Origin of the sequence: Streptomyces cupreus, from assembly GCF_014257025.1 — a bacterium.
In the GTDB taxonomy this organism is placed as follows: domain Bacteria; phylum Actinomycetota; class Actinomycetes; order Streptomycetales; family Streptomycetaceae; genus Streptomyces; species Streptomyces cupreus.
The window spans coordinates 45,221-65,043 of sequence record NZ_JACMSF010000037.1; the positions used below are offsets into that span (position 1 = coordinate 45,221).

Consider the following 19,823-nt stretch of genomic DNA (forward strand, 5'->3'; position numbering starts at 1 on the left):
GATATATGAGCCTCTGCACTCGGCCGAGCCGGGGACGTCATGAGATCAGCGGCGAAGTGCAAGCGCGGTCACCGTCGGTCCGACGGCCGATGTTCTAGCGTCGCTGTATGGACCCTGAACATCTCGTCGGAGGCGGCCGGTCATGATGCGCGCCGGGTGGAACGGCACCGCGCGCGTGGCGGCATGGGCCGCGGGTGCGGGGGGTGCGCTGACCGCCGCGTACCTGGGGCTGGTGACCGGAGCCGTACCGGTCGATGTCGGCGTGGGCCGCCGGACCCGGCCCTTGGGCCCGCAGACCGTCGATATCGCGGCTCCGCGTGAGACGGTGTTCGACGTGGTGGCCGGACCGTATCTGGGCCGTACGCCGCGGGCGATGCGCGAGAAGCTGCGGGTGCTGGAACGCGGCACTGACATGGTGCTGGCCGAGCACTGCACACCCATCGCCGGCGGGCGGCTCACAGCGGTGACGGTGGAGACGGTGCGCTTCACCCGGCCCGCGCGGATCGACTTCCGTCTGGTGCGCGGCCCGGTGCCGCACGTCACCGAGTCCTTCGTCCTGGAGGAGACCGCTGCGGGGACGCGGCTGGTGTACGAGGGCGAGTTGGGCACCGACCTGTGGCGGGCCGGGCAGTGGTGGGGCACGGCGGTGGCCGCCCGCTGGGAGGCGACGGTCGCCTCGTCGCTGGCTTCGGTGAAGCAGGAGGCGGAGCGGCGCGCGGCGCTCGCGTGACCGGTCAGTGGCCGTCGGTGAGTACAACGTGGAGACCGGCCTCGTCATCCCCTCTGCACCGAGGCCGATGCCGCCCGGCTGATGATGATCCGCCGGATGACGCCGCCGCGCGCGTTTCGGTGAGCGCGCTTACAGTTCCCGCGCCGCGCGGGGTCGTAGCTTCGCCTCATGGTGCTGAGGATCGTGCTGGGCCCGGTGTACACGGCGATGGATCGCGGTGTCGCTGGTGTGGACGGTGCCCGTCCAGGCGTACGCACGCGGACACACCGCACACCCCGGCTCCCGCGGACCACGGCATCCGGTGACCGCCCCAAAACCACCCCACGGAAGGGGAGTTCCCCATGAACCAGGCACCGGCGCCCCGCCGCAAGCAGGAGAGGGACGAGGTGTTCGTGGAGTTCACCAAGTCCATCTGCCCGATGTGCAAGGCGCCCGTCGACGCGCAGGTCAACATCCGTGAGGACAAGGTCTATCTGCGTAAACGCTGCCGCGAGCACGGCGAGTTCGAGGCGCTGGTGTACGGGGACGCCGAGGAGTATGTGTCCTCCGCGCGCTTCAACAAGCCCGGCACCGTCCCGCTCGCCTTCCAGACCGAGGTACGGGACGGCTGCCCCAGCGACTGCGGGCTGTGCCCGGAGCACAAGCAGCACGCCTGTCTCGGGATCATCGAGGTCAACACCGGCTGCAACCTGGACTGCCCGATCTGCTTCGCCGACTCCGGCCACCAGCCCGACGGCTACTCCATCACGCACGAGCAGTGCGAGCGGATGCTGGATGCCTTCGTCGCCTCGGAGGGCGAGGCAGAGGTGGTGATGTTCTCCGGCGGGGAGCCCACCATCCACAAGCACATCCTCGACTTCATCGACCTCGCCCAGGCCCGCCCCATCGAGAACGTCAACCTCAACACCAACGGCATCCGCCTGGCCGCCGACACGAACTTCGTCGCCGAACTCGGCAAGCGCAACCAGGTGCCGGGCAAGTCGGTCAACATCTACCTCCAGTTCGACGGCTTCGACGAGCGCACCCATCTGGAGATCCGGGGACGTGACCTTCGTACGCTCAAGCAGCGGGCCCTGGACAACTGCGCCGAGGCCGGGCTGACCGTCACCCTGGTCGCGGCCGTCGAACGCGGCCTGAACGAGCACGAACTCGGGACGATCATCGAGTACGGCATCGACCACCCCGCGGTCCGCTCGGTGGCGTTCCAGCCGGTCACCCACTCCGGCCGGCACGTGCCCTTCGACCCGCTGAACCGGCTCACCAACCCCGATGTCATCCGGCTCATCAACGAGCAGCGGCCGGGCTGGTTCCAGAAGGGCGACTTCTTCCCCGTACCGTGCTGCTTCCCCACCTGCCGCTCCATCACCTACGTCCTGGTCGACGGCGAACCGGGCAACCGCACCGTCGTGCCGATCCCCAGGTTGCTGAACGTCGAGGATCACCTCGACTACGTCACCAACCGCGTCATGCCCGACACCGGCATCCGCGAGGCCCTGGAGAAACTCTGGTCGGCGTCCGCGTTCATGGGAACGCAGACCACCGAGGAGAAACTGCGGGCCACAGCCGAAGCCCTGGACTGCGCTGGGGGTACCTCCCACGCTTTCGGCAGCGGGGGAGCCTGCGGCATCGACCTGCCCCGGGCCGTGAAGGAGCTGAACGAGAAGGCGTTCATGATCGTCGTGCAGGACTTCCAGGACCCCTACACCCTCAACGTCAAGCAGCTGATGAAGTGCTGCGTCGAGGAGATCACCCCCGACGGGCGGCTCATCCCCTTCTGCGCGTACAACTCCGTCGGCTACCGCGAGCAGGTCCGCGCCGAGATGTCCGGCGTGCCCATCGCCTCGGTCGCGCCGAACGCGTTGCCGCTGGCCGACCGGCTCACCACCACCCCGTACGGCTCCAAGACCGCCGTCGAGGAGGAGACGCGATGACCGACCGCAACACGATCCCGTCCGGCCCGCCCGGCGACGAGCTCAAAGCCTGCTGCGCCGCCGCGTACTCCTCCGACGTGGTCGCGCTGCTGCTGGGCGACTCCTACCATCCCGGCGGTACGGCCCTGACCCGGCGCCTCGCCGACGGCCTGAGCCTGGCCGAGGGCCGCCGCGTGCTCGATGTGGCCTCAGGTCGCGGCACCACCGCCCTGCTTCTCGCCGATGCCTGTCGTGTGCGCGTGGACGGTGTGGACTACGCGCCGGCCAACACCGCCCTCGCCCAGGGCGCCGCCCAGGCCGCCGGGCTCGGCGAGCGAGCCGTGTTCACGACCGGGGACGCCGAGCATCTGCCCTACCCGGAGGCCGTGTTCGACGCGGTGGTGTGCGAGTGCGCCCTGTGCACCTTCCCCGACAAGGCCCGGGCCGCCGCCGAGTTCGCCCGCGTCCTCAAACCGGGAGGGCGCCTCGGCATCACCGACGTCACCGCCGACCCCGACCGGCTCCCGCCCGAACTGACCGGCCTGGCCGCGAGCATCGCCTGCGTCGCCGACGCCCGCCCCTTGGAGGAGTACGCCGAGATCCTGGCCGCGGCCGGACTGCGCACCCTCCGCACCGAGCGGCACGACCAGGCCATGACCCGCATGATCGACCAGATCGAAGCCCGGCTGAACCTACTGCGCATGACCGCCGCCGGGCGGCTTGCCGAGGCCGGAGTGGATCTGGAGGCCGCGCCCGCGGTTCTCGCGGCAGCGCGTACGGCCGTCGCCGACAAGACGCTCGGCTACGCGCTGCTGATCGCCGAGAAGGCGGCCTGACGACCTGCGCCGCTACCGGCGGGTACGTAAGCGCGCTCACATACCCGCGCCGGTCGTCCGCCCTAGCGTCACAAGCGAAAGCAGCACGACCGGCAAGGAGAGGACTTCACCATCATGGCCACCACCGTGCACGTCTCCCCGCGCACCGCCGCCCTCCCCGTCCACGCCCTCCACGGCGCGGCGGCCGGGCTGTCGGCGGTGTCGGGATGGACATCTGGATGTCGGTGTCCCGCCCGATGACGGACAACGTGATGATCACCATGGTCGCGGGCCTCCCCGGCTCCACCAATGCCTTCGCCGGCTGGCTGATCCACCTGGGTATCGCCCTGTTCGCCGGCATCGGCTTCGGCGTCCTGCCGGGCCAGTACGCGCAGAAGACGGCGCCCGCCGTCGTCCTCGGCCTGGCCTGCGGCGCCGGGTGGTGGGTGCTCGGCGCCCTGTGGATCATGCCGGCGAACATGGGCATGCCGGTCTTCGAGTGGAACGACGTCACCGCCTCCAGCCTCGGCGCCCACCTCGTCTTCGGCCTGCTCGCCGGCCTGACCTACTCCTCCATCGCCCGGATGACGGGCAAGGGCACCGAGGGCGCGCCCCGGCGATGACACCGATGCCGGACGCATCTGCCGACCAGCCCGTCATCCCCTTCGGGGAGGCTCCGCCGCGCGGCAGCACCTCCGGCGGCGGCGCGGTGCCCTACTGTCTGGCCGAGGGCACCGGCGTGCTGGCCGCCCCCGCGTGGGGCGCCGCTCCCCCGCCGTGGGCCCCCGGGCGACGCGAGGAGACCCATCGCATGATCGACCACCATGACGGCGAGAGCGGAGATCCGGACCGCACCTGGTGCATCTCCGAGGTCGACATCTTCCGCGACCTGTCGGAGCCGGAGATGGACGCCATCGCCGCCGCGGCCCCGATGAAGACCTACGCGGCCGGGGAGATCCTGCACTCCCCCGCCCAGCCGTCCGAGGTGCTGTTCATCCTCAAGCGCGGCCGGGTGCGCATCTTCCGCGTCTCCGCCGACGGCCGCGCCCTGACCTGCGCGATCATCAGCCCCGGCACGATCTTCGGCGAGATGGCCCTGCTCGGGCAACGAATGTACGACAACTTCGCCGAGGCCCTCGACGACGTCACCGTCTGTGTGATGAGCCGCGCCGATGTGCGGAAGTTCCTGCTGTCCGACGCCCGGATCGCCGCGCGGATCACCGAGATCCTCGGCCGCCGCCTCGCCGACCTCGAACAGCGCTTGTCCGACAGCGTGTTCAAGTCCGTCCCGCAGCGGATCGCCACCACCCTGACCACCCTCGCCACCCGCGCCGAGACGGCCGCCGGGAGGCTCCGTCCGGGCACCCGCCACCCCCAGATCGCGCTCACGCACGAACAACTCGCCGCCCTGGCCGGCACCTCCCGCGAAACCACGACCAAGGTGCTGCGCGACTTCGCCGACCGCGGCCTGCTACGCCTGGCCCGCGGCCGCATCACCGTCCTCGACCCCGCACGTCTACGCGACGAAGCAGGATAACCCGGTCTCGCCAACTGCCCTGCTCCTGGCGCGTGTTCGCCGTCCGCCCTTTCGGAAATGGTCTTCCGGCTGCCAGACTCCTGAGGGTGCCCGACTTCGACATGCTCGTCCTCGGATCCGGTCCGGGCGGCCAGAAGGCCGCCATCGCCGCGGCCAAGCTGGGCCGCCGGGTGGCCGTCATCGACCGCCCCGACATGGTCGGCGGCGTCTCCATCCATACCGGCACCATCCCCTCCAAGACCTTGCGCGAGGCGGTGCTGTACCTCACCGGTCTCACCCAGCGCGATCTGTACGGCCAGAGTTACCGCCTGAAGGAGGACATCACCGTCTCCGACCTGATCTCGCGCACCCAGCACGTGGTGGGCCGCGAGGTCGACGTCATCCGCAATCAGCTCTCCCGCAATCACGTCGCCCTGTTCGCCGGCACCGGCCGGTTCGTCGACGACCACACCGTCGCCCTGCGCGAGGTCACCGGACATGAACGGCTGATCAGCGCCGAGCACATCGTCATCGCCACCGGCACCCGGCCCGCGCGGCCCGCCAGCGTCGAGTTCGACGGGCGGACCATCATGGACTCGGACAATGTCCTCGCCCTGGAACGGGTGCCGCGTTCGATGGTCATCGTCGGCGCGGGGGTCATCGGCATGGAGTACGCCTCCATGTTCGCGGCGCTCGGCAGCAAGATCACCGTGGTGGAGAAGCGCGCCGGGATGCTCGACATGTGCGATGTCGAGGTCGTCGAGTCGCTCAAGTACCACCTTCGGGACCTGGCGGTGACGTTCCGCTTCGGGGAGACGGTCGCCGCGGTGGAGCGGCACCCCCGGGGCACGCTCACCGTCCTGGAGAGCGGCAAGAAGATCCCCGCCGACGCGGTGATGTACTCGGCGGGCCGGCAGGGCCTCACCGACGAACTCGACCTCGACAAGGCGGGGCTCTCCGCCGACCCACGGGGCCGGATCGCGGTCGACGAGCACTACCGCACCGAGGTGCCCCACATCTACGCCGTCGGCGACGTGATCGGCTACCCGGCGCTCGCGGCGACCTCCATGGAGCAGGGCCGTACGGCCGCGTACCACGCCTTCGGGGAGCCCGTCGGCCGGATGCACCACCTCCAGCCGATCGGCATCTACACCATCCCGGAGATCAGCTTCGTCGGCCGCAGCGAGGACCAGCTCACCGAGGACCGGGTGCCGTTCGAGGTCGGGATCTCCCGCTACCGGGAGCTGGCCCGCGGGCAGATCATCGGTGACTCGCACGGCATGCTGAAGCTGCTGGTCTCGCCCGAGGACCGCACCCTGCTCGGCGTGCACTGCTTCGGCTCCGGGGCGACCGAGCTCATCCACATCGGTCAGTCGGTGATGGGCTGCGGCGGCACCGTCGACTATCTGGTCGACGCGGTGTTCAACTATCCGACGCTCGCGGAGTCCTACAAGGTCGCCGCCCTGGACGCGACCAACCGCCTCCGGCAGGTCGACCGGATGGACGACTAGCCGCGAACCGGGAGCGCGCCGCCTGACGGAATATTCCGCTCCGTCAGGCCGCCCGCGCAACAGGCCTGGTCCGAACAGCGTTTCGCCCCGCCCGGCCACCAAATTCCGGCTCCGTCTTGAGCAGACGGCGGGTAGGGCTATCATCACTCATCACGTGCACACGCGGTGTGATCGTATGCCGACTCTGCGGCTGCACGACCCCGACCGCACCTCAACACTTTTCGCCGCTCCGGGCCCGAGGCCATCCCTCCACGACCCGAGGCGGGTGCAACCCCCCACCCCCTTTACGCCGTCCAGGCCCCCGTCGGTGTCCTGGCGACGTGCACGACGGAAAGCAGCACAGGCCATGAGCATCAACAGGGGCAGAGGACTTCAGGCAGGAGCCCTCGGTACGTTCGACACGGTGGTGATGGCGGTCGCGGGCAGCGCTCCGGCGTACTCGCTCGCAGCCACCACCGCGGTCCTCGTCGGCGCGGTGGGGACGGCCAGTCCGGCCGCGCTGCTGTACTGCGCGATACCCATGCTCGGCATCGCCCTGGCGTACAGCTACCTCGGCCGCATCGATGTGAACGCGGGCGCCAGTTACTCCTGGGTCGGCCGAACTCTCCATCCTTTTCTGGGCTTTCTCAGCGGCTGGGCGCTGGTGGTGTCGGCGACCATCTTCATGGTGGCCGGTTCGCTGCCCGCCGGCTCGATGACGCTCGCCCTGTTCGACGAGGAACTCGCCGAGAACACCGCGCTGTCCACCGTGGTGGGCGCGGCCTGGTTCCTGCTCATGCTGCTGGTGGTGCTGGGCGGCGCCCGGCTCACCGTCCGCGCGCAGATCATCATGTCCGGGGTCGAACTCGCCCTGCTCGCGCTGTTCGCGGTGCTCGCCGTCTTCCACACGGACAACGCCCGCGTCTTCGACTGGTCCTGGCTCGGTTTCGGCCAGTTCGACGGCGTGTCGGGCTTCGCCTCGGGCGCGCTGATCGCCGCGTTCTACTACTGGGGCTGGGACGTCACCGGCAACCTCAGCGAGGAGACCCGCAACAGCCGCCGTACGGCGGGTCTCGCGGGCCTGATCGGGGTCGGGGTCGTCTTCCTGCTGTTCGAGGTGTTCACGATCGCGGTGAACATCATCCTCTCCTCGGGCCAGATCCACGCCAACGAGGCCAATGTGCTGGCCGTCCTCGGCGAGGAGATCTGGCCCGGCTGGGGCGGCAAGCTGCTGATCGTCGCGGTGATGCTCTCCACCGTCGCCACTTTGGAGACCACGCTCATCCAGGTCACCCGCTCCCTGTTCGCGATGGGCCGCGACCGCACGATGCCCGCCGCACTGGGCAAGGTGCACCACACCTGGAACACGCCGTGGGTGGCCATCGCCGTGGTGGGCGCGGTGGCGCTGGCGATGTTCGTCGCCTCCAACGCGCTCGGCTCGGTCGGCGAGATCCTCTCCGACGCCATCTCGGCGATCGGCCTGCAGATCGCCGTCTACTACGGCCTGACCGGCCTCGCGGTCGTGGTCGCGTACCGCAAGATGCTGCTGAAGTCCCCGGCCAACTTCGTCTTCGGCGGGCTGTGGCCGCTGTTCGGCGCCCTGTTCATGTTCTGGGTGTTCGTGGAGTCGCTCGGCGAACTGGATCCGGCCGCGATCGCGATCGGCGTCGGCGGACTGGCCGCGGGAGTGGTCCCGATGCTCTGGTACTGGCGCCAGGGCAGCGACTACTACCGGCCCGCGAAACTGGACGCCACCCACACGATCGAGTCCGACTACGTCCCCGCGGGCCACCCGCCCGAGCACGTCCGCGTCCACGAGGGCCTCCCCACCGACTTCTGAGGGGCCCGCGATGGCGCGAGACCGATTCACCCCCGACTTCGACCCCGACTGCGGAGACGCGCCCCTGACCTCCGCCCGCCAGGACATCGTCATCGGACGCTGGCAGGGACTGCGCGATCTGCTGCGGATCACCGGACCCGACTGGCTCTCCCGAGGCCACCGGGTGCGGATGCTGGCCCAGGCCTGCGCGGGCAGTTCGACGATGGAGTCCTGGCTGGCCGCCGAGCCGAACAGCGCCGACGCGATGGTGCTGCGGGCGGCCACCGAGACGGCCCGGGCGTTCAACCTGGCCATCACCGCGGGCCGGGGCGTACCCATCGACCAGCGGCGCATCGACACCGCCGTACTGGCATGTCTGCGGGCCGCCGAGGCGTACGTCGACGATCCCACGCCGTGGATCTCGCTGATCTCGGTGGCACGCCTGTACCCGTCCGGGGTCCGGCGGCAGGAACTGGCGCGCTGGTGGGACGAGTTGCACCGGCGCGACCCGTTCAGCGTGGAAGGGCACCTCCAGGTGCTTCACTACTACTCGGCGCGCTGGCACGGCACGCACGGCCTGATGTACGACTTCGCGCGCGACGCCGCCGGTGTGGCACCGCCGGGCTGCCCGCTGCCGGTCCTGGTCCAGTACGCCCGCGTCGAGGAGTACCGCTACGCCCTGGACGCGGCCCGAGGCCAGTCGGCCGCCATGGGGCTCGGCCAGCACTGGGACCACGACGGCGCGATCGGAGACGTACGGCGGACCTGGCAGCGCTGGATCGTGGGCCGCGCCGGGAGCGCTGTCGCCCCCGGCGAACTGCGCGACCTGCACTACCTCACCCATGCCGCCTGTCTCGCCGGGCTCACCGACATCGGCGCCGCGCTGCTGCGGATGACGGGCCGACGGGCGACCCGCACACCGTGGTCGTACACCGGCGATCCGGTCAAGCAACTGGCCAAGTGGAACAAGGAGTTGATCCCGCAGGGCTGATCTCACGGGATGGCGGTCGGCCCGTCCGGACGGCTTCTGCGCTGCTCGACCATCTCCCGGCTCAGCTCCTCCGTCTCGGACTCGGGCAGCCGCTCGAACCCGTCCTCCGTGATGACCGAAACGATGGGAAAGATACGGCGGTTGATGTCCGGGCCGCCGGTCGCGGAGTCGTCGTCGGCCGCGTCGTAGAGCGCCTGGAGCGCCGCCAAGGCCGCCTCGCGGCGGGACATGCCCCGGTGGAACAGCTTCTTCAACGCGCCCCGCGCATAAGGGGATCCGGACCCCTCGGCGTGGAAGTCCTGCTTCTCGTACAGTCCCCCCGCGACATCGAAGCTGAAGATGCGCCCCCGCTCTCCCTCCGGCTTCGACGGGTCGTAGCCGGTGAGGAGCGGGACGACGGCGAGTCCCTGCATGGCCTGGCCGAGGTTGTCGCGGATCATGCCGGCCAGTCGGCGCGCCTTGGCGTTGAGGGTCATCGGCGTGCCCTCGATCTTCTCGAAGTGGGTGAGCTCCACCTGGTAGAGCTTCACCATGTCGAGAGCGAGCCCGACGGTACCGGCGAAGGCGACTGCGCTGAGGTCGTCCGCCGGGTGCACCTTCTCCAGGTCGCGCTGGGCGATGAGGTTGCCCATGGTGGCCCGCCGGTCCCCGGCGATCAGCACGCCGTCGCGGTAGGCGAGCGCGAGCACGGTGGTGCCGTGCGGCACCTGGTCGGGGGCGGCCCGGACGCCGTCCGGCAAGACACGGCGCGTGCTCAACAACTCGGGGCGATGGACCGCGAGGAACTCCGTGAAGGAGGACGACCCCGGGGTGAAGAACTCCTCACCCAGTCCCCCGCCGTACTCGCCCTGCGTCATGACACTCCCCCTCGCCTGCGGACCGACAACCGAAGTCCTACCTGAACCCCGCACGCCGGAAACTCCGCCCGGGTCACAGGGCCTTGCGCCGGATCAGCACCCCGAGCACCAACAGCCCCGGCAGCAATGGCAGCCACACGGTCAGCAGCCGGTATCCGAGTACGGCGGAGGCGGCCCCGGCGGCGGGCGCCCCGGCCCCGGTGAGCGCGAGCGCGAGGGCCGCGTCGAGGGAACCGAGGCCACCGGGCGTGGGCAGCAGCGCGGCGGCACTGCTGGCGGCGAGGTAGAGCAACGCCACCCGCAGGGGCGGCAGCGGCAGGGCAACGGCCTGGGTCACGGCGATCAGCACCGCACAATGCAGTAGGGCGAAGGCGAGCGAGCCACCCCACAACGCCACCGCCCGCCGCGGCCGGGCATGGACGGCCCTGATGTCGGCGAGGGCCGTGCCGAGGACTCGTCGGCAGCGCTGCCGGAACAGGGCGGCCGGCAGCGCGATGGCGACGGTGGCGACGGCTGTGGCGAGCATGAAGACCGGCGACACCTCCGGAACGCGCAGCACGCCCGGGCAGGCGACGGCGAGCGAGGCGATGAGGGCGGCGCGGCCGATCACACCGGCGGTGCCCTTGACGGCCACGCCGGTGGCCGCGCGGGCGGCCGACAGTCCGCAGCGCATGAGGAAGCGCAGGTTCACCGCGCCCGCGCCGAGTCCGGCGGGCAGCACATGGTTGGCGGCGGAGGCGGCGAACTGCGCGGCGACGAGCCGCCCTTGGGGCAACCGCTCGGGCACGGCGCCCTGCTGGGCGAGCGCGGCGCACAACCAGGTACCGATCGCGGCGATCCCGGCCACCAGCAGCCACCCCTGATCGGCGACGGCGAGCCGCACCGCTCCGGTCTCCAGCATGGGCCAGTGCCGCTGGGCCAGCCAGATCGCGGCGACGAGGACGGTGAGGGTGAGCGCGGTGTGCCAGTAGGCGGCCCGTCTGCGGGTCGGGGTGGCCGCCACGGGCTCGGGGGTCATGCGGGGTCGCCCGCTCGGGGCGCCGGGGCGATACGGACGTCCATGCCTTCGAGCCGGTGCAGCTCCCAGCCGCGGGCGTAGGAGGGCGGTGCGCCGCCGGGCACGCTGAGGACGGCGACCGGTTCCTGGCGGGCGGTGCGCAGGATCTCCGCCGTGGTGGTGTTGGCGTTGTTGCCGCGGATCGCACCCGAGGAGCAACCGGCGTAGTGGGCGAGCGGGATGGCCTCGTGCCCGGTGAGCAGACAGGGCGGTCGGACGCCCAGACCGTGCAGCGCGTCGGCGGTACGGGCCCAGGCGCGGCGGTCTGCGACGGTGCGGTCGACGACGTGGTCCAGGACGGCGTACTGCACGGCGAGATGCCCGCCGACGGCCACAGCGAGGAGGGACGCGGCGACCGGCCGCCACCGCCCGCTCGGCGTGGTGACCAGGTGCAGCAGGGCGTCGGCGACGGGGACGGCCAGCAGGGCGTACGCGGGCAGCAGGAAGCGGGGAGCCGCGTACCCGATCAGGAACAGGTACGGGACGGCGGCGGTGGTGGCGCAGGCGAGCGGGATCAGGGTGCGTGCGGTGCGCCGGGCCCGTACGGCGATCACAAGGGCGAGGACGGCGAACAGCGGCAGCAGCACCCACCACACGGTGACGACCGGGTTGGGCATGGCGCCGGTGCACGGCCGGCACAGGGCACGTCCGATCAGGCTGCGCATCTGGTCGTCGACGGCGAAGTACCAGCCCAGGTCGCCCTGGACGCGGGAGGCCTCGGAGAGCCGCTCGCGCAGGCCGCCGTAGGAGATGAACGCCTCGACCACCCAGGGGACGGCACCGGCCGCGAGGCCCGCCGCGGTGACGAGGCCGAGCCGCCAATGTCGTACGGCCGATGCGACGGCCAGCAGGGGAAGGGCGACCCAGACGGCGTCGGTCGGGCGCATCACCGCCATGAGGGTGGCGCCGACGGCCACGCCCCACAGGGCCCGCCGGTCGGGGCGGTCGGCGGCGCGGGCGCGCAGGAAGCAGCCGACGGCGAGCAGGGCGCCGAGGGCGACCCAGAGGTTGGGCATGGCCTGGGGGGCGTAGAAGAGGGTCACCCACAGGGAGGCGAACAGCGCGCCGCCGGCCGCCAGCACACGGGCCGGGAAGAGTCCGCGCCAGGCGCGCAGGGCAAGGAAGAGAGCGATGCCGGAGAGGACGGCGAGATAGACGCGCAGCAGGCTGGTGGACGAGGACCAGGAGGCGATCGGCGCCACGAGGAGGGAGACGCCTCGGGCTCGCGGGGCGCTGAAGAAGGCGGCCGGGGCCTGGTCGTCGACCTGGCTGACGTAGACCGCCTCGTCCCAGCCGAGGCCCATGGACGGGGGGACGAGGAGGAGTTGTGCGGCGGTGAAGGCACCGGCCACGGCCGCGAGCAGGGCGTTGCCGCGTGTCCGCCAGGACCTGCCGGACACGGCCGCCGCTTCGCGTCGTCCCATACCGACGAGCATGGCGTTCGTGCCGTGGGCCATCGTCCACCCCTTACCGCTACATGTCGTAGGGCTGCTACGACCCGACACCCCGGCGGGGCCGGAGCCGGCAGCCAGGCAAACGGATAAAACACGGACAAACTAACTCGCCCGGGGCGGGTGCGCAGCGCTGGGTTCGGCCAGGTGCCTGACGGGGTCGGTCGTGCGTCGGTCGTGTGGGAGCGGGTGGTGTTCGTGGGCGGGCATGGCGCGCCTGACAGACTCGGTCTGTGCCGCAGACACTCGACGACCTCCTCGCCCGGGCCCGCTCCCTGACGGCCTCCGGGCGCCGCGCCATCCTCGGCATCACGGGCAGTCCGGGCGCGGGCAAGACGACGCTCGCCGAGCACCTGGTACGGGAGCTGAACGGCTCGGGGGCTCCTTGGGTCGCCCACGTCCCCATGGACGGCTTCCACCTCTCCGACGCAGAGCTGGACCGGCTGGGCCGCCGGGACCGCAAGGGGGCGCCGGACACCTTCGACGCGGCGGGATACGCGGCACTGCTGCGACGCCTGCGCGAGGAGACGGACGAGGACGTAGTGTACGCACCGGGGTTCGAGCGGGTCCTGGAGCAGCCGATCGCGGGCATGATCCCGGTACCGCCGACGGCACGCCTGGTGGTGACCGAGGGCAACTACCTGCTGCTGGAGACGGGCGCCTGGGCTCGCGTACGCCCCCAGCTCGACGAGGTCTGGTTCTGCGAGCTGGACGAGGACGAACGGCTCCGCCGCCTGATCGCCCGCCACGAGGAGTTCGGCAAGAGCCACGAGGAGGCGGTGGCGTGGGTGCTGCGGACGGACCAGCGCAACGCCGAGCTGGTGGCGGGGACGCGGGCGCGGGCGGATCTGGTGGTGCCGGTGGGCGCTGTGCCGACAACCCCGAGGTGCGAAGGCTGTGGCCCGATGCTGCAATCGAGGCGAGGGGGTGTCACCGGGGGCAGCCGCGAGCACCAGGGGTAACACCGTGTGCGACGAACTCGACCTGTCCGTCTTACGAGAACCCGGAAGGCGTGCTCACCGGCCGAGTTCGAGGACCAGAAGCGCAGGATCCTGGAAGCGTGACCGGACGTCTCCCTCGGACCAAGGAACTTCCGGTACCCGCCCGGGGTGCATACTGGGGGCAATGACAAAGCATGCGGCACCGAAGCGTCATCTCCCTACCAGCCCCTTCAAGGCCCCGGTCGCACCGGCTCCCAAGCACTTCGCCGTGGGCGACCAGGTCACTCACGACGTGTACGGTCTCGGCCGGGTGATCGGCATCGAGGACGGAATCGCGGCGCTCGTCGATTTCGGATCTTCCCAGATGCGGATCTTGAGCCCCTACGCCAAGATGACCAAGCTGTAGAACCCCTGTGCCCGTTCACGGCACGCCAGGCTCCTCCGACGACAAACTCCTTCCAGGCGCGGGGGCCGGCGGACAAGGCACCGCGTTCAGAGCGGTGACCGCACCTCCGCCGGCTCCTCGATCAGCTCACCGGCCGGAGCCCTGCGTTGAGCCACGATCCGCCCTGCCCGGGACGTGCCGCAGACGGCGAGGGCGATCAGGGGCAGCAGAGTGAGTGCCGCGATCATGGTGCCCACCAAGGGCGGGCCCGTCAGGCCGAGTGAGGACTCAAGGGCCGTACCCGCGACCGCCGATCCGGCCGCGATGCCGGTGTTGAAGGCGGACGTGGTGAGCGCCGAGGTGAGGGTCGGAGCGTTGCCCGCGAACCGCACAGCCAGCGCGGTGACGATCGGGTTGACCGTGAAGCCCGTCAGGCCCATCAGGAAGACCAGGGCTGTGGCCGTGACCGGGTGGGCGGACAGCGGGATCATCAGGAACAGGACCAGGGTGGTGGCTGCCGCCGCGGTGATCGTGGTGGCCATCGGGAGGCGGTCGCCCAGGCGTCCGCCCGTCGTCGTCCCGCCCAGGGCCCCGATGCCGAAAGCGATCAGTACGAGCGGTACGGCGCCCTCCGGAATGCCCGCGCGGTCAGTCAGCAGCGGCGTGATGTAGGTGTACGTCGCCAGAACCCCGCCCATGATCAGCATCGCCGCGCTGAGCGCCAGCCACAGGCGCCCGTGGCGCAGGGCGCCGATCTCGGACCGGACGGACACCCCGACGTGCTCCTCGCGGGCCGGGATGCAGCGGCCGATGACGGCGGCGGCGAGGGCGGAGACCACCGCCAGGGCCCAGAAGGGGCCGCGCCAGCCGACGTACTGGCCGACGAAGGAGCCGAGCGGCACACCGATGACGTTGGCGAGGGTCAGTCCGCCGATCATGACGCCCATCGCGCGGGCGGAGGCCGCCGGGCCCGCTGCGGTCGTGGCGATGACCGCGCCCACGGACCAGAACGCCCCGGTGACCAGAGCGGTGACGACGCGCGCGATGAGGACGACGGTGAAGGACGAGCTGAGGGCCGCGACGACGTGTCCGAGGCTGAATACGGTCAGGGCCAGGATCAGCGTCTGACGCTGGGGCAGTCGGAGCGTGGCCATGGCCATGGTCGGCGAGCCGATGATCATGCCGATCGCGAAGGCGGTGATCAGCAGACCGGCCTCGGAGACACTGACGCCAAGGTCACCGGCGAGCTCCGGAAGCAGGCCGGCGATGACGAACTCGGTGGTCCCCATCAGGAACGTGCCGGCGGCCAGTACCCAGACGACGAAGGGGAGTTTGCCGGGGGTGTTCCCGGCGGCGGAAGGCATGCGGGCGGTCTCTCCTTGAGCGGCGAGGGCGGAAAAGCGGGATGGGCGCGCCGCGTCAGGAGGCGGCCTCGATGGTGACCTTCTCGGCGGTGGCGAGCCGGTCGATACCGTCGGTCACCTGGCCGAGGACGATCAGGCCGTCGGCCGGGGAGGCGTTCCGGTAGTAGATGGCCAGGTTGCCCCAGGGAGCGTAGTACGCCAGGGAACCGGCCTTCGGATCGCCTCCCTCCGGGGCATCGGCGGTGGACAGCCGACGGGGAAGATCGGCGATCCTCTCGGTCTGGTGGAAGTCGCTCATGTCTAGCGTGAGCGGCAGGAGTTCGGCCAAGTCGCGGGCAGTGGCGCTGTGGTTCAGGGTCGCGGCTACGGGGTGGCCGTCGATCGTGAGGCGGAGGTTCATGGTGGTGCTCCGCCCGGGGGTCGTGGTGGGTGCCGGAGACGACGGCGTTCCCTGCGCCGGGGACTCCGAGGTCTCCGGGGGCGCAACGGAGGTACAGGCCGTCACGGCCAACAGGAAGGCAGCAGCCGGGACAGCGCGGGCGAGGGCGGCCGGGATCAACGGGAAGTCCAGGGGTCAGTCGGGCAGCGGCTCGGCGTACTGGCGGAAGCCGTCACGCTTGGCATGGATGTCGTACAGGCGCTCGGCGAGCGCGTCGGGGCTGCTGTGCTCGGCGTCCGGGCGGATGGCGCCGGGGACGATCAGCTGCGCGACGTGGATGTGCTCCGGGGCGAGTGCGTCGTGGAGCATGCGGGCGTACGCGCTCTCGGCGGCGAAGGCGACCGAGGTGCCGGCCCGCTCGGGGTGGGGGCGCACCGCGCTGCCGCCGTTGACGAACAGCACGGTGCCGCGGCCGAGTTCGCGCATGCCGGGCAAGACGGCGTGCACGGCCGTGACGGGGCCCTTGACGGAGAAGGCGAGCGGGGCGTCCAGGTCGTCGGCGCTGGTGTCGAGGACCGGCTTCATGAAGTCGGCGCGGGGCGCGGGGCTGTACTGGAGGATCTCGATGGGGCCCAGGGTGTCGGCTGCCGTGTGCAGGGCTCTCGTCAGGGACGCGGGGTCCAGTGCGTCGGCGGTGAAACCGCGGGCCTGAATGCCGTCGCCGGTCAGCTCTGCGGTGAGCCGGTCCAGGCTCTGCGGGGTGCGGGAGATCAGGGCGACGGTGTGGCCGACGGCTCCGAAGCGGCGGGCAGTGGCCAGCCCGAGGCCGGGGCCGGCGCCGATGAGGGCGAAGGTGGTCACGGTGAGTCCTTGTACTGGTGAGTTCCTTGTACTGAGGATGGATGGGGCCGGACAGCGGATGCCCGGCCCACCCGACGGTCAGGGCTTGAGGAGGGCCTTGATGGCGCGTCGTTCGTCCATGGCCTTGTAGCCCTCGACGACTTGGTCCAGGGGCAGGGTGAGGTCGAAGACCTTGCCCGGGTTGATCCGGCCGGTAAGGACGCGGTCGATCAGGTCGGGGAGGAAGCGGCGCACGGGGGCCGGGCCGCCGCGCAGGCCGACGTGGGAGAAGAACAGCTCCTGGCCGTCGACGGCCACCTCGTGCGGGACGCCGACGAAGCCGACGTTGCCGCCGGGCCGGGCCGAGCGCAGCGCCTGCCGCATCGCCTCGGCGGTGCCGACGCACTCCAGTACGGAGTCGGCGCCGATGCCGTCGGTCAGCTCCTTCACGCGGGCGATGCCTTCCTCGCCGCGCTCGGTGACTATGTCGGTGGCGCCGAACTCCACCGCGAGCTTCCGCCGGGGCTCGTGCCGGGACATGGCGATGATCCGCTCGGCGCCGAGTTCCTTGGCGGCGATCACCCCGCACAGGCCGACCGCGCCGTCACCGACCACCACTGCCGTCGAACCGGGCTTCACCTCGGCGGCGACGGCCGCGTACCAGCCGGTGCCCATCACGTCGGAGACGGCGAGCAGGCCGGGCATCGACTCGCCGTCCGGGTGGCCGTCGGTGGCGACGAGCGTGCCGTGGGCGTTGGGGATGCGGACGTAGTCGGCCTGGCAGGTGGACATGAACTCCCGGTGCAGACAGGAGGACTGCCAGCCGTTCAGGCAGTTGGCACAGGTATTGTCCGAGGTGGCGAAGGACCCGACCACGAACTGGCCCGGCCTGACGTTGCGGACCTCGCTGCCGACCTCCTCGACGATGCCGACGTACTCGTGCCCCATCGGATGGGGCGCATCCACCGGCTCCAGACCGCGATAGGGCCACAGGTCCGAACCGCACACGCAGGTGGCGACCGTGCGGATCACGGCGTCGGTGGGGTGGATGATCTTCGGGTCGTCGCGCTCCTCGAAGCGCACGTCGCCGGGGGCGTGGATTACTGCGCCGCGCATGATGGTGCTTCCTTACGGGCCGGAGGGATCTGCTTCAGTCGAGAGTCACACGCGGCGGCAGTGGTCAAAAGCGGAGAAACACATCCGGGGAGGCCCACATCCTGGGAGTAAATTCTCTCCCCTTGCCCAGGTGCGAACGGTGTCATGCTGAGAAGCATGACCAGCAACGTCCCCCTCAATGAACTGGGAGAATTCCTCAAAAGGCGCCGCGCCGAGCTGAGCCCCCGCACGGTCGGGCTGCCGGAGACGAACGCACCGCGCCGGGTGGCCGGGCTGCGCCGCGAGGAGGTCGCCCAGCTCGCCTCGATCAGCACCGACTACTACACCCGCCTGGAACAGGGCCGTATGCAGGCCTCCACCCCCGTGCTGGATGTGCTGGCCCGGGTGCTCCATCTGGACGACGATCAGCGGGCCTACCTCTTCCAGCTCGCCGGCAAGACCGCGGTCCGCACCCGGCGCCGCAGCAGGCAGAGGGTGCAGCCCCAGCTCCAGCGCGTGCTGGACGACCTCACCGCCACCCCCGCCATCGTGCAGGGGCGGCGCGGCGACATCCTGGCCTGGAACGCACTGGCCGCCGCCCTGGTCACCGATTTCTCCCGCATTCCGGAAAAGCACCGCAACTATCCCCGGATCCAGTTCACCGATCCGGCGATGCGGACCCTGTATGCCGACTGGGAGGCGTCCGCGCAGATCTCCGTGGCCCAGCTGCGGATGGAGGCGGCGAAATACCCCGACGATCCGCGCCTGATCGAACTGGTCGGTGAACTGTCCATGCGGGACAAGCAGTTCGCCGAGTGGTGGGGCGAACACCGGGTCGCGGCACGCACGGTGGGCACGAAGACCCTCAATCACCCGGTCGTCGGCGAACTCGTCCTGGACTGGGACACCCTCACCGCCAACACCGACCCCGACCAGCACCTGACCGTCTGGACGGCCGCCCCCGGCTCACCCACGCACGACCGGTTGCGCATCCTCGCCTCCTGGGCCGCCGACCAGAAGCTGTCCGCGTCCGAGCCGATCGGCTGACCCGCCAGGACCTCGACCCGCTCGATGAATCGGCCCCGTGCCCTGGGACAGGGGCAGGCCGGTGGCGTGGTTGGCGCTGGAGATGATCTCCGCGGTGATGGACACGGCCGTCTCCTCGGGTGTACGGGCGCCCAGTTCGAGGCCGATCGGGGAGTGCAGGCGGGACAGTTGCTCCTGGGTCACGCCTGCCTCGCGCAGGAGGCGCAGGCGTTCGGTGTGGGTGCGTCGGGAGCCCATCGCGCCGACGTAGCCGACGGGCAGGTCGAGGGCGAGGCGTAGCAGGGGGATGTCGAACTTGGCGTCGTGGGTGAGGACGCAGACGGCGGTACGAGGGTCCACGGACGTGCCTGCCAGGTAGCGGTGGGGCCAGTCGACGACGACCTCGTCCACGTGCGGGAAGCGGGCCGGCGTGGCGAATACGGGGCGGGCGTCGCAGACGGTGACCCGGTAGCCGAGGAAGGCTCCGGCCTGGCTGAGCGCGGCGGCGAAGTCGACCGCGCCGAAGATCAGCATGCGGGGGCGGGAGGCGTGGACGTGGACGAGGACGGTCAGCGGTTCGGGGCAATCGTCCCCGTTTCCGCCGACCGTGACACGGGCCGTGCGGCCGGCCCGCAGCAGGGCCCGGGCCTCGTCCGCGACCAGCCGGTCCGCCGACGCGTCGTCCAGAGAGCCGTAGGTCATGCTGCCGTCGGCCAGGACGCTCAGAGTAGCGCCGAGGAGATGGTCCGGGCCGTCGACGACCTGGGCCACGGCCGCGGGCCGGCCCTCCACCACCTCGCCCAGGGCAGCCGCGAGGTGGGGCCCGTCGGCCCAGTCGATGCGCTGGACGAACACATCGAGCTCGCCGCCGCAGGTCAGTCCGACGGCGAAGGCGTCGTCGTCGGAGTACCCGAACCAGGCACGCTGCGGGGCGCCCCCGTCGCCCAGCACCTGCCGGCACAGCTCGTACACGGCGCCCTCGACGCAGCCCCCGGAGATGCTGCCGACCGCGTTGCCGACCGCGTCCACCGCCATCGACGTCCCCGTCGGCAGGGGTGTGCTGCCGCGCACGTCGACGACGGTGGCCAGAGCGAAGGGGCGTGCCTCGCGGCACCAACGGTGCAGTGTGTCCGCGATGTTCAGCATGGTCTGTCTCC

19 protein-coding genes are annotated in these 19,823 nt (G+C 70.9%); 11 read left to right on the top strand and 8 right to left on the bottom strand.

Going from position 1 to position 19,823, the window contains the following annotated elements:
• The first annotated feature begins 142 nt into the window (after positions 1 to 142).
• The 8 genes from H4N64_RS28920 (at position 143) to H4N64_RS28955 (ending at position 9,271) form a co-directional block, all read left to right on the top strand.
• Positions 143 to 730 carry an SRPBCC family protein gene (locus tag H4N64_RS28920; RefSeq protein WP_260860034.1) on the top strand — a complete coding sequence of 196 codons (588 nt, stop codon included), beginning with the start codon at positions 143 to 145 and terminating at the stop codon, positions 728 to 730.
• A 341-nt stretch (positions 731 to 1,071) separates the two neighbouring features.
• Positions 1,072 to 2,661, top strand: coding sequence for a radical SAM protein (locus H4N64_RS28925; protein ID WP_186285372.1), 1,590 nt, complete (start codon positions 1,072 to 1,074; stop codon positions 2,659 to 2,661).
• On the top strand, positions 2,658 to 3,476 hold the full coding sequence (locus H4N64_RS28930) for a class I SAM-dependent methyltransferase (RefSeq protein ID WP_186285373.1): 819 nt from the start codon (positions 2,658 to 2,660) through the stop codon (positions 3,474 to 3,476). Before H4N64_RS28925 ends, H4N64_RS28930 begins: the two co-directional genes overlap by 4 nt.
• 206 nt (positions 3,477 to 3,682) lie before the next feature.
• Positions 3,683 to 4,078: a hypothetical protein gene (locus tag H4N64_RS28935; protein WP_260860035.1), complete on the top strand. Its 396-nt coding sequence runs from the start codon at positions 3,683 to 3,685 to the stop codon at positions 4,076 to 4,078.
• A gap of 5 nt (positions 4,079 to 4,083) precedes the next feature.
• Positions 4,084 to 4,992: a Crp/Fnr family transcriptional regulator gene (locus tag H4N64_RS28940; RefSeq protein ID WP_222109511.1), complete on the top strand. Its 909-nt coding sequence runs from the start codon at positions 4,084 to 4,086 to the stop codon at positions 4,990 to 4,992.
• Positions 4,993 to 5,078: 86 nt separating this feature from the next.
• On the top strand, positions 5,079 to 6,482 hold the full coding sequence (gene sthA, locus H4N64_RS28945) for a Si-specific NAD(P)(+) transhydrogenase (protein ID WP_186285374.1): 1,404 nt from the start codon (positions 5,079 to 5,081) through the stop codon (positions 6,480 to 6,482).
• A gap of 346 nt (positions 6,483 to 6,828) precedes the next feature.
• The gene (locus H4N64_RS28950; RefSeq protein ID WP_186285375.1) at positions 6,829 to 8,301 is read left to right on the top strand and encodes an APC family permease; all 1,473 of its coding nucleotides are present in this window, start codon (positions 6,829 to 6,831) and stop codon (positions 8,299 to 8,301) included.
• A 10-nt stretch (positions 8,302 to 8,311) separates the two neighbouring features.
• Entirely contained in the window at positions 8,312 to 9,271 is a 960-nt protein-coding gene (locus tag H4N64_RS28955; protein WP_186285376.1) for a hypothetical protein, read from the top strand.
• A 2-nt stretch (positions 9,272 to 9,273) separates the two neighbouring features.
• Here H4N64_RS28955 and prcB read toward each other — a convergent pair whose 3' ends face one another.
• From prcB to H4N64_RS28970, 3 genes are all read right to left on the bottom strand, one after another.
• Positions 9,274 to 10,128 (bottom strand): proteasome subunit beta, encoded by an 855-nt coding sequence (gene prcB / locus H4N64_RS28960; RefSeq protein ID WP_186285377.1) that lies wholly within the window; start codon positions 10,126 to 10,128, stop codon positions 9,274 to 9,276.
• A 73-nt stretch (positions 10,129 to 10,201) separates the two neighbouring features.
• Positions 10,202 to 11,146, bottom strand: coding sequence for a lysylphosphatidylglycerol synthase domain-containing protein (locus tag H4N64_RS28965; protein ID WP_186285378.1), 945 nt, complete (start codon positions 11,144 to 11,146; stop codon positions 10,202 to 10,204).
• Positions 11,143 to 12,642, bottom strand: coding sequence for a hypothetical protein (locus H4N64_RS28970; protein WP_186285379.1), 1,500 nt, complete (start codon positions 12,640 to 12,642; stop codon positions 11,143 to 11,145). Before H4N64_RS28970 ends, H4N64_RS28965 begins: the two co-directional genes overlap by 4 nt.
• A 227-nt stretch (positions 12,643 to 12,869) precedes the next feature.
• Here H4N64_RS28970 and H4N64_RS28975 point away from each other — a divergent pair, with 227 nt between their 5' ends.
• Both H4N64_RS28975 and H4N64_RS28980 read left to right on the top strand, forming a co-directional pair.
• Positions 12,870 to 13,598 (top strand): nucleoside/nucleotide kinase family protein, encoded by a 729-nt coding sequence (locus H4N64_RS28975; RefSeq protein WP_186285380.1) that lies wholly within the window; start codon positions 12,870 to 12,872, stop codon positions 13,596 to 13,598.
• A 163-nt stretch (positions 13,599 to 13,761) separates the two neighbouring features.
• Positions 13,762 to 13,983 (top strand): hypothetical protein, encoded by a 222-nt coding sequence (locus tag H4N64_RS28980; RefSeq protein WP_186285381.1) that lies wholly within the window; start codon positions 13,762 to 13,764, stop codon positions 13,981 to 13,983.
• 86 nt (positions 13,984 to 14,069) lie between these two features.
• Here the strand turns inward: H4N64_RS28980 and H4N64_RS28985 are convergent, their stop codons facing one another.
• The 4 genes from H4N64_RS28985 to H4N64_RS29000 form a co-directional block, all read right to left on the bottom strand.
• Positions 14,070 to 15,326: an MFS transporter gene (locus H4N64_RS28985; protein ID WP_186285382.1), complete on the bottom strand. Its 1,257-nt coding sequence runs from the start codon at positions 15,324 to 15,326 to the stop codon at positions 14,070 to 14,072.
• 55 nt (positions 15,327 to 15,381) lie between these two features.
• Positions 15,382 to 15,726, bottom strand: coding sequence for a cyclophilin-like fold protein (locus H4N64_RS28990; protein ID WP_186285383.1), 345 nt, complete (start codon positions 15,724 to 15,726; stop codon positions 15,382 to 15,384).
• 174 nt (positions 15,727 to 15,900) lie between these two features.
• Positions 15,901 to 16,566, bottom strand: a complete 666-nt coding sequence (locus H4N64_RS28995) for an SDR family NAD(P)-dependent oxidoreductase (protein ID WP_186285384.1) — start codon at positions 16,564 to 16,566, stop codon at positions 15,901 to 15,903.
• 78 nt (positions 16,567 to 16,644) lie between these two features.
• Positions 16,645 to 17,661 (bottom strand): zinc-dependent alcohol dehydrogenase family protein, encoded by a 1,017-nt coding sequence (locus tag H4N64_RS29000; protein WP_186285385.1) that lies wholly within the window; start codon positions 17,659 to 17,661, stop codon positions 16,645 to 16,647.
• A 144-nt stretch (positions 17,662 to 17,805) separates the two neighbouring features.
• On the opposite strand from H4N64_RS29000, the gene H4N64_RS29005 reads away from it, so the two are divergent.
• Positions 17,806 to 18,687: a helix-turn-helix transcriptional regulator gene (locus H4N64_RS29005; RefSeq protein WP_186285386.1), complete on the top strand. Its 882-nt coding sequence runs from the start codon at positions 17,806 to 17,808 to the stop codon at positions 18,685 to 18,687.
• Here the strand turns inward: H4N64_RS29005 and H4N64_RS29010 are convergent.
• On the bottom strand, positions 18,607 to 19,812 hold the full coding sequence (locus H4N64_RS29010; RefSeq protein WP_186285387.1) for an XdhC family protein: 1,206 nt from the start codon (positions 19,810 to 19,812) through the stop codon (positions 18,607 to 18,609). The two genes, H4N64_RS29005 and H4N64_RS29010, sit on opposite strands and share 81 nt — an antisense overlap.
• Positions 19,813 to 19,823: the final 11 nt, after the last annotated feature.

Excerpts from the sequence above, each read along its gene's own strand:
- H4N64_RS28940 (WP_222109511.1), top strand. The coding sequence starts at position 4,084 with ATGCCGGACGCATCTGCCGACCAGCCCGTCATCCCCTTCGGGGAGGCT.
- H4N64_RS28990 (WP_186285383.1), bottom strand. The coding sequence starts at position 15,726 with ATGAACCTCCGCCTCACGATCGACGGCCACCCCGTAGCCGCGACCCTG.
- H4N64_RS28930 (WP_186285373.1), top strand. The coding sequence starts at position 2,658 with ATGACCGACCGCAACACGATCCCGTCCGGCCCGCCCGGCGACGAGCTC.
- H4N64_RS28920 (WP_260860034.1), top strand. The coding sequence starts at position 143 with ATGATGCGCGCCGGGTGGAACGGCACCGCGCGCGTGGCGGCATGGGCC.
- H4N64_RS28955 (WP_186285376.1), top strand. The coding sequence starts at position 8,312 with ATGGCGCGAGACCGATTCACCCCCGACTTCGACCCCGACTGCGGAGAC.
- H4N64_RS28970 (WP_186285379.1), bottom strand. The coding sequence starts at position 12,642 with ATGGCCCACGGCACGAACGCCATGCTCGTCGGTATGGGACGACGCGAA.
- H4N64_RS28980 (WP_186285381.1), top strand. The coding sequence starts at position 13,762 with ATGACAAAGCATGCGGCACCGAAGCGTCATCTCCCTACCAGCCCCTTC.
- H4N64_RS29000 (WP_186285385.1), bottom strand. The coding sequence starts at position 17,661 with ATGCGCGGCGCAGTAATCCACGCCCCCGGCGACGTGCGCTTCGAGGAG.
- H4N64_RS29005 (WP_186285386.1), top strand. The coding sequence starts at position 17,806 with ATGCTGAGAAGCATGACCAGCAACGTCCCCCTCAATGAACTGGGAGAA.
- H4N64_RS28950 (WP_186285375.1), top strand. The coding sequence starts at position 6,829 with ATGAGCATCAACAGGGGCAGAGGACTTCAGGCAGGAGCCCTCGGTACG.
- H4N64_RS29010 (WP_186285387.1), bottom strand. The coding sequence starts at position 19,812 with ATGCTGAACATCGCGGACACACTGCACCGTTGGTGCCGCGAGGCACGC.
- H4N64_RS28985 (WP_186285382.1), bottom strand. The coding sequence starts at position 15,326 with ATGCCTTCCGCCGCCGGGAACACCCCCGGCAAACTCCCCTTCGTCGTC.
- H4N64_RS28965 (WP_186285378.1), bottom strand. The coding sequence starts at position 11,146 with ATGACCCCCGAGCCCGTGGCGGCCACCCCGACCCGCAGACGGGCCGCC.
- prcB (WP_186285377.1), bottom strand. The coding sequence starts at position 10,128 with ATGACGCAGGGCGAGTACGGCGGGGGACTGGGTGAGGAGTTCTTCACC.
- H4N64_RS28925 (WP_186285372.1), top strand. The coding sequence starts at position 1,072 with ATGAACCAGGCACCGGCGCCCCGCCGCAAGCAGGAGAGGGACGAGGTG.
- H4N64_RS28935 (WP_260860035.1), top strand. The coding sequence starts at position 3,683 with ATGGACATCTGGATGTCGGTGTCCCGCCCGATGACGGACAACGTGATG.